Genomic DNA, 7,300 nt, shown 5'->3' with positions numbered 1-7,300 from the left:
CGCCTCGGCGTAGGCGTCCCGGGTGACCCGCCCGACGTCGACCAGCGTGTGGTCGATGTTCCACAGCACCAGACGGTTCAGCGTCGACATCCCGTTCCCATACGCGGTCGGAAGAGCGTGGACGGGCGCCGGTCCGGCGCCCGCGGCGACCCTATCGTCCGGCCTCCGCCCGTCCCCCGCAACCGTCTCGCCGGTTAGGGCCCCATGTGGGGGTAGCGGTGGTCGGTGGGCGGGACGAAGGTCTCCTTGATGGAGCGGGCGCTGGTCCAGCGGGTGAGGTTGAAGATGGAGCCGGCCTTGTCGTTGGTGCCGGAGGCGCGGGCGCCGCCGAACGGCTGCTGGCCGACGATGGAGCCGGTCGGCTTGTCGTTGATGTAGAAGTTGCCGGCGGCGAAGCGGAGGGTCTCGGTGGCGGCGGCGACGGCGGCGCGGTCGTCGGCGATGATCGCGCCGGTCAGGGCGTACTCGGAGACGCTCTCCATCTGGCGCAGGACGGTGTCGTAGTCGCCGTCGTCGTAGACGTGCACGCCGAGGATCGGGCCGAAGTACTCGGTGGTGAAGATCTCGTCGGTGGGGTCCGCGGACTCCAGGACGGTGGGGCGGACGAAGTAGCCGCGCGAGTCGTCCAGCTCGCCGCCGGTGAGGATCGTCATGGAGTCGATGCCGCGGGCGCGTTCGATGGCGCGGCGGTGCTTGGCGAAGGCCCGGTCGTCGATCACGGCGCCCATGAAGGCGGACAGGTCCTCGGCGACGTTGCCCATGGTGAGGGATTCGGCCTCGGCGCAGAACTCGTCGCGCATGCCGTCCCAGACGGAGCGCGGGATGTAGGCGCGGGACGCGGCGGAGCACTTCTGGCCCTGGTACTCGAACGCGCCGCGGACGAGCGCCGTCTTCAGCACGGCCGGGTCGGCGGACGGGTGCGCGACGACGAAGTCCTTGCCGCCGGTCTCGCCGACGATGCGCGGGTAGCCGCGGTAGGCGGAGATGTTCTCGCCGACGGCCCGCCAGAGGTTCTGGAAGGTGGCGGCCGAGCCGGTGAAGTGCAGGCCGGCGAGGTCGGGGTGGCGCAGGGCGGCGGCGGAGACGGCGCCGCCGTTGCCGGTGACCATGTTGATCACGCCGGGCGGGAGGCCGGCGGCCTCCAGCAGGCGCATCGTGTGGTGCGCGGCGAGCTGCTGGGTGGGGGACGGCTTCCACACGACGACGTTGCCCATGAGGGCGGGCGCCGTGGGCAGGTTCCCGGCGATCGCGGTGAAGTTGAACGGGGTGATCGCGAGGACGAAGCCCTCCAGCGGCCGGTACTCCAGCCGGTTCCAGACGCCCGGCGGCGACAGCGGCTGCTGCTCGTGGATCTGCTGCGCGTACCGGACGTTGAACCGCCAGAAGTCGATCAGCTCGCAGGCCGCGTCGATCTCGGCCTGCTGCACCGACTTGGACTGGCCGAGGATCGTGGCGGCGTTCACCGTGGACCGCCACGGCCCCGCGAGCAGGTCCGCGGCGCGCAGGAAGATCGCGGCGCGGTCCTCGAACGCCATCGCCCGCCACGCGGGCGCCGCCTCCCGCGCGGCCGCGATCGCCTCGGCCACGTCCGGTTCGGTGGCCTCACCCATCCGGCCGAGGACGTGCCCGTGGTTGTGCGGCTCCACGACGTCGACGGGCGTGCCCGCGCCCATCCGGTGCTCGCCCCCGATCGCCATGGTCAGCTCGGTCTGCGCGCCCGCCAGCTCCTTGATCCGGGCTTCCAGCGCGGCCCGCTCGCCGCTGCCCGGCGCGTACCCCCTGCCCGGCTCGTTCACCGGCACCGGCACGTTCGTCACGGCGTCCATCTGACGGCTCCCTGCGATCCGACGGCATTGTCGACGTGCCGATGGACCTACCCGCCAGCGCGCGGACGAAATATGCCGCTCAGTCGAGGAGGTGGGGGAGTTCCTGGGTGGCGTACCAGAGGAGGTCGTGGCCTTCGGCGCCGTCGACGGTGAAGCCGGCGTCGTCGTCGCCGGCGTCGTCGTCGCCGGCGTCGGCGGCCGGGAGGGCGTCCGCGGCGGCGGCGATGTCGGGGACGGCGTCCGGGCCGTCGACGTGGCCGGAGGCGATCAGCTTCCACGGGACGGGGGCGGCGAGCCGGACCAGGGCGCGGTCGCCGGTCGCCAGATCGGCGTCGCCGCGGGGCCGGGCGGCCTGGTCGTCGGGGATCTCGGCGGCCAGCACGACGCGGCGGCGCGGGGCGGACGGGTCGGCGGCGAGCAGGCGCAGGGAGGCGCGGGCGGCGGCGGACATCGCCGCGTACTCCAGCTCCTCCAGGTCGCCGCCCGCGTACCACTCGCGCAGCGCGGGCGTGACGGCGTGCGCGGCGAGCGGCGCGGGGCCGATCTCCCGCGCGGCGTGGACGCCGGCGAGCAGCGTGAGGGTGGACGGCAGGTAGACGCGCATGACGGTCAGCCAGTCTGCCAGACCGGTCAGGGCAGGAGGTTCAGCTCGCGCAGTTCGGCGATCGTGGCGTCGGGGCCGGTGTGCAGGATCCCGCGGATGCCGAGGGCCTCGGCGGCGCGGATGTTGTGCTCGATGTCGTCGATGAAGACGCATTCGGCGGCGTCCATGCCGAGCAGGTCGAGGGCGTGCCGGAAGATGCGCTCGTCGGGCTTGCGCATCCCGACCTCGGCGGAGATGACGACCGCGTCGAAGAGCTCGGCGAACAGGTCGCGGGGATACTCGTTGCCCCACGAGTTGGACAGCAGGGCGGTGCGGGTCCCGAAGGCGCGGGCCGCGCGGAGCGCGTCGTACATGGGCTCGATGGGGGCGAACGCGCCGAACATGCGGGCGATGAGCCCGGCGGCCTCGACCGTGCCGCCGTCGACGGTGAGCAGCTCGGCGGCGAGGAGGTGCTCGAACTCGGCGGTGGCGAGCGAGCCGTCCTCCAGGCCGTGGATGGGGTTCGTCCCGGCGCCGTTGTACGCCTGCTTGACCCAGGCGCGCATCACGTTCTTGTACTGCTCGACGTCGATGCGGTCGGCGGCGAGCCAGACGTCGATGGCGTCGGCGAGCGGCGAGGTCAGCACGCCGCCCCAGTCGGTGATGACGGCTTTGACCGCAGGGGGCACGGGGTTCGCAGAGGGCACGGGCAGATGGTAGGTGATCCCGGGCGAAATGACCGAATCCCGTTCTGTCAGACTGCGGCGCATGGACTTCGAACTCAGCCCGAAGGCGCGCGACCACCAGGAAAGGCTCCAGGAGTTCATGGACGACCGCGTCTACCCGGCGGAGCCCGTCTACGCCGCCTGGCGGGCCGGGAACGACCCGCACGCGCTGCCGCCGATCGTCCAGGAGCTGAAGGTGGAGGCCCGAGAGCGCGGGCTGTGGAACCTGTTCCTGCCGGACGTCTCCGGCCTGTCGAACCTTGAGTACGCGACGCTCGCCGAGCTGACCGGCCGCTCCCCCGATCTCGCGCCGGAGGCCGTCAACTGCGCCGCGCCCGACACGGGGAACATGGAAGTCCTGCACATGTTCGGGACGGACGAGCAGAAGCGGCGCTGGCTCAAGCCCCTGCTGGACGGCGAGATCCGCAGCGCGTTCGCGATGACCGAGCCCGAGGTGGCCTCCTCCGACGCCACCAACATCACCACCTCGATCGTCCGGGACGGCGGCGAGTACGTGATCAACGGCCGCAAGTGGTTCATCACCGGCGCCGCCGACGAGCGCTGCAAGATCTTCATCGTGATGGGGCGGATGGGGGTGGGCCCCCGTCAGGGGGCCGGAGACAACACGACCGACCCGGACGGGCCGGCGCACCGGCAGCAGTCGCAGGTGCTCGTCCCCCGCGACACCCCGGGCGTGACGATCGTCCGGCACCTGCCGGTGTTCGGCTACCAGGACCAGCACGGCCACTCGGAGATCCTTTTCGAGGACGTCCGGGTGCCGGTGTCGAACCTGGTCGCGGCGGAGGGCGACGGGTTCGTGATCGCGCAGGCGCGGCTCGGCCCCGGCCGCATCCACCACTGCATGCGCGCGCTCGGGATGGCGGAGCGGGCGCTGGAGCTGATGTGCCGCCGCGCCCTGTCCCGCGAGGCGTTCGGCGGGCCGCTCGCCGGGCAGGGCGTCGTCCGGCAGCAGATCGCCGAGTCGCGGATGGCGATCGAGCAGGCGCGGCTGCTCACCCTGAAGACCGCATGGCTGATCGACCGGCACGGCGCGAAGGGCGCCCGGTCGGAGATCGCCGCGATCAAGGTGGTCGTGCCGCGGATCGCGCACGAGGTCCTCGACCGCGCGATCCAGGTGCACGGCGGCGCCGGCGTGTCCGACGACACCCCGCTCGCCGCGATGTACTCGTGGGTCCGCGCCATGCGCATCTTCGACGGCCCGGACGAGGTCCACGTCCGCACCGTCGCCCGGCAGGAACTGCGACGTTACGACCGCTGACCCCCGCGGTCCGTCCGTGATCATGCGATCGGTGCGGGGACGATCGCATGACCACGGAACCCCCGTGTCCCCCCTTCAGGCCGATCTGAGGCGCTGGAGCGCCTCTCGGACACCGCCGTCGGTCTCCTCCAGCACCACCGTCGCTCGGGCGGCGGGCACCTCGCCGAGCAGCGACACCAGCGCGACGCGGGTGTTGCCGCCCGCCTCGGCCAGCGCGTTCTCGCAGGTGCGGGCGTCCATGCCCGTCGCCTCGGTGAGGATGCGCACCAGCCGCGTCGCCAGCTTGGAGTTCAGCGCGTTCACGCTGACCATCAGGTTGGAGTAGGTGCGCCCCATCCTGATCATCAGCGTGGTGGAGAAGGAGTTGAGCACCAGCTTGGTCGCGGTGCCCGCCTTCATCCGGGTGGACCCGCTGATCACCTCGGGCCCGGTCGCGAGGCCGATGTGCACGTCCACCTCGGCGCCGTACGGCGTGTGCGGGTTGCAGCTGATCAGCGCCGTGCGCGCCCCGGCCGCGGCGGCGGCGCGCAGCGCCCCCACGACGTACGGGGTGCGGCCGCTCGCCGCGATGCCGATGGCGACGTCGCCCGGCTGGACCTCGCCCGCGTCCCGGCGGCCGAGCTCGGTGTCGTCCTCGACGTCGGAGATGGCCTGGGACAGCGCGCCGGGACCGCCGGCGTGGTGGGCCACCACCCGCCCCCAGATCCCGAACGTCGGGGGCAGCTCGGCGGCGTCCAGCACCGCGAGCCGGCCGGACGTGCCCGCCCCGAAGTAGTGCACGCGGCCGCCCGCGCGCAGCGAGTCGACGGCGAGGTCGACCAGCCGGGCCACCTCGGGCAGCACCGAGGCGACGACCATCGGCACGGTCGCGTCCTCATGGTTGATCAGGCGCAGCACCTCCATGGTCGGCAGCGTGTCGACATCGAGGGTCCGGGGGTTCCGCCCCTCGGTGGGGAGCTCGCAATCGATCACCGACGCCTCCGGTCGGGTCGCACGGTCCGTCCGCGGACCGCCTCGAACGTGGCTTCCAGGGCCTTGCGGGTCGGCCCGTAGGTGCGCTGCGCCACTCCGACGAAGACGCAGTCGACCACCGTGAGCTGCGCCAGCCTGCTGGCGGTGGCGCCCGAGCGGAAGGTCGTCTCCCGCGCGGCCGTCGTGAGGATCAGGTCCGCCGCCTCCGCGATCGGGGACTTCGGGAAGTTGGTGAGCGCGACGGTCTTGGCGCCCCTGGTCTTGGCGACCTCCAGCGCGTCGATGGTCTCGACCGTCGCGCCGGTGTGCGAGATGCCGAGCGCGACGTCCCCCGGGCCGAGGACGGCGGCGCTGGTCAGCATGATGTGCGCGTCGGCCCAGGCGGAGCAGACGCGGCCGATGCGGTGCAGCTTCTGCTGGAAGTCCGCCGCGACGAACGCGCTGGCGCCGACGCCGTAGACGTCCACCCGGTCCGCGGCGACGACCGCGTCCACGACCTGTTCGAGCATCTTGATGTCGAGCTGGGCGGCGGTCTCCTCGACGGCGCGGGCGTCGGCGAAGGTCACCTTCTCGACGATCTGCTCCAGGGAGTCGTCGGGGCTGATGTCGCTGCCGATGACCCGGCCGCCGGCGGCGCTCTGCGCCCGGCCCGCCTCGGTGGCGAGGGTCAGCCGCAGCTCCGGGTAGCCGTGGAACCCGATCGCCCGGCAGAACCGGATGACGGTGGTCTCGGACGTCCCGCAGGCCTGCGCGAGTTCGGTGATGGTGGAGTTGGCGACCCCCTCGGGGTCGTCGATGACGCGTTGAGCGACTCTTCGCTCGGCGGGGGGCAGCGAGGGCAGCAGCGACCGGACGCGCACCACCGTGCTCAGCGGTGTCGCGTCCTTGTCCTTGGACTGGACCGCCGTGTCGTCCCGTGACACAGCGGCCTCCCCCGTGATCCCCCGCTCGGGGCCCCGACCGGGGCCGATGGGTTTCCTCATGGAGGAAATTTTCTTACGCGCAGGATGTCACGTCAACGGTAGAAAAGGCTACGGTCGCCATGTGTTGACCCATTTGGCCGGTCCTTACGTGGTCGGTATCGACGCGGGTGGCACGAAGACCCGCTGCGTCGTGCTGACGCTCGGGGGTGCCCTGGCCGGTTCCGGCACCGGCCCCGGGGCCAACCCCAACTCAGGAGGCGACACCGCGGGGGCGCTGACCACCGCCCTGCGGGAGGCGCTCGGGGACCTGGACCGTACTCACATCCTCACCGGCGTGTTCGGCATCGCCGGGGCCGGCTCCGCCGGCCGGCCCGCCGCCGTCACGGCGGCGCGGCAGGCCTGGCAGGCCGTCGGACTGCGCGGCTCGCCCGCGGTGGTGACCGATATCGCGGTGGCGTTCGCCGCCGGGACCAGCGAGCCCAAGGGCATCGTGGTGTTCTCCGGCACGGGCGCCGGCGCGGCGGTCATCAACGACGGGACGATCGTGCAGCGCGCGGACGGCTACGGCTGGCTCGTCGGGGACGAGGGTTCTGCGGTGTGGCTCGGGAAGGAGGCCGTCCGGGCGGCGCTCGCCGCCTACGACGGCCGCGGCTCCCCGACGCTGCTCACCGATTCGGTCCCCCGGGCGCTGCTCGGCGCCACCGTGGTCGCGGAGATCGACTCGGAACGGCGAAGACCCCGCCATCCAAGGGCGCTGGCCATGGCCGGCGCCCCTTCGTCGTCACCGGGCGTCTCCGCACTGCCGCAACCGGTGCTGTCGCAACCCGTCACGCTCGCCTCCGGAGGGGTTTCCCCGGGCAAGGGCGGCACGGGCACCGCCGTGCTCGTCCCCGAGTCCGCCTATCCCCCGTCCGCTCCCTACCCCGCGCCGGGGAACGGGCCCACCGGCCCGCACGGGCCACCGGGCCATCCCGAGTCGCCCGGTGCCCCGC

General features: G+C 72.7%; 7 protein-coding genes and 1 pseudogene. 2 read left to right on the top strand and 6 right to left on the bottom strand.

What is annotated here, in order from left to right; all coding sequences use genetic code 11:
- The 4 genes and pseudogenes from E1293_RS49955 to E1293_RS42125 all read right to left on the bottom strand — a co-directional run.
- Positions 1-90: pseudogene (locus E1293_RS49955) on the bottom strand (HAD family hydrolase); the annotation flags it as partial.
- A 104-nt stretch (positions 91-194) separates the two neighbouring features.
- On the bottom strand, positions 195-1,826 hold the full coding sequence (gene pruA, locus E1293_RS42135) for an L-glutamate gamma-semialdehyde dehydrogenase (protein ID WP_132204960.1): 1,632 nt from the start codon (positions 1,824-1,826) through the stop codon (positions 195-197).
- Positions 1,827-1,905: 79 nt separating this feature from the next.
- A complete protein-coding gene (locus E1293_RS42130) occupies positions 1,906-2,430 on the bottom strand; it encodes a DUF6912 family protein (protein WP_132204958.1) in 525 nt (174 codons plus the stop codon).
- 26 nt (positions 2,431-2,456) lie between these two features.
- Positions 2,457-3,116: an HAD family hydrolase gene (locus E1293_RS42125; RefSeq protein ID WP_243717389.1), complete on the bottom strand. Its 660-nt coding sequence runs from the start codon at positions 3,114-3,116 to the stop codon at positions 2,457-2,459.
- 61 nt (positions 3,117-3,177) lie between these two features.
- Here E1293_RS42125 and E1293_RS42120 point away from each other — a divergent pair, with 61 nt between their 5' ends.
- Positions 3,178-4,413: an acyl-CoA dehydrogenase family protein gene (locus E1293_RS42120; RefSeq protein WP_132204954.1), complete on the top strand. Its 1,236-nt coding sequence runs from the start codon at positions 3,178-3,180 to the stop codon at positions 4,411-4,413.
- A 75-nt stretch (positions 4,414-4,488) separates the two neighbouring features.
- Here the strand turns inward: E1293_RS42120 and E1293_RS42115 are convergent, their stop codons facing one another.
- Complete coding sequence (locus tag E1293_RS42115) at positions 4,489-5,385, bottom strand: N-acetylmuramic acid 6-phosphate etherase (RefSeq protein WP_132204952.1); 897 nt, start codon at positions 5,383-5,385, stop codon at positions 4,489-4,491.
- Positions 5,382-6,308, bottom strand: coding sequence for a MurR/RpiR family transcriptional regulator (locus tag E1293_RS42110; RefSeq protein ID WP_207939419.1), 927 nt, complete (start codon positions 6,306-6,308; stop codon positions 5,382-5,384). The genes E1293_RS42115 and E1293_RS42110 overlap by 4 nt, the downstream gene beginning before the upstream one ends.
- A 121-nt stretch (positions 6,309-6,429) precedes the next feature.
- Between E1293_RS42110 and E1293_RS42105 the strand changes: the two genes are divergently transcribed.
- Positions 6,430-7,300, top strand: an 871-nt coding sequence (locus E1293_RS42105; RefSeq protein ID WP_243717387.1) for an N-acetylglucosamine kinase, incomplete at its 3' end; no start/stop codon positions are given.

The organism is Actinomadura darangshiensis, assembly GCF_004349235.1.
Classification (GTDB): domain Bacteria; phylum Actinomycetota; class Actinomycetes; order Streptosporangiales; family Streptosporangiaceae; genus Spirillospora; species Spirillospora darangshiensis.
This window is presented reverse-complemented; position numbering and strand designations above follow the sequence as displayed.

Coding starts and splice junctions, on each gene's coding strand:
- pruA (WP_132204960.1), bottom strand. CDS start 1,826: ATGGACGCCGTGACGAACGTGCCGGTGCCGGTGAACGAGCCGGGCAGG.
- E1293_RS42130 (WP_132204958.1), bottom strand. CDS start 2,430: ATGCGCGTCTACCTGCCGTCCACCCTCACGCTGCTCGCCGGCGTCCAC.
- E1293_RS42120 (WP_132204954.1), top strand. CDS start 3,178: ATGGACTTCGAACTCAGCCCGAAGGCGCGCGACCACCAGGAAAGGCTC.